This is a genomic window from Aeromonas taiwanensis, assembly GCF_000820165.1.
GTDB classification, from domain to species: Bacteria; Pseudomonadota; Gammaproteobacteria; order Enterobacterales; family Aeromonadaceae; genus Aeromonas; species Aeromonas taiwanensis.
Genome location: NZ_CDDD01000075.1, coordinates 1 through 515, shown reverse-complemented (window position 1 = coordinate 515; position 515 = coordinate 1). Strand labels below are relative to the sequence as shown.

Below are 515 nucleotides of genomic sequence, written 5' to 3'. Positions count from 1 at the left end.
GACCAGCGTCATGCCGAGGGAGAGCAGGGCCACGGGGGCGCAGCGGTTGAGGATGTCGATGAGGCTGCCAAACAGTCGGCCATCCTGGATGTGGATGGCGAAGAAGTTGTCGGCGACCAGGGCATTGATGAGCAGCACGCACACCAGGGCGACACATTGGGCCGAGCCCGTGGGCCAGGGCCGGCGGGGGCGGCTGGTCCCCTTGGAGAGGGGAAGAGTGGATGACGTCATATCAGGCCTCGCATGCAATGGCGTTCATGATGGCATGGACGCTGAGGGCGTCCGTCGCAAGCTCTGCCACCTGTTTTCGATCGCGCAGGACGATCACCCGATCGGCGTAGCCCACCAGCTCCTCGAGCTCGGAGGAGATGACCAGCAGAGCCAGCCCGTTGGCGCAGAGGGATTCGATGAGGCGGATGATCTCGGCGTGTGCTCCCACGTCGATGCCCCGGGTGGGTTCGTCCAGGATCAGGAACTGCGGCTTGGTCAGCAGCCAGCGGGCCAGGAGCACCTTC

At 65.0% G+C, this 515-nt stretch carries 2 pseudogenes; both read right to left on the bottom strand.

From position 1 onward, the window contains the following. Positions 1-231, bottom strand: a pseudogene (locus tag BN1136_RS20245) (ABC transporter permease); the annotation flags it as partial. Between the two features lies 1 nt (position 232). Next, positions 233-515 (bottom strand): annotated as a pseudogene (locus tag BN1136_RS13770) (sugar ABC transporter ATP-binding protein); the annotation flags it as partial.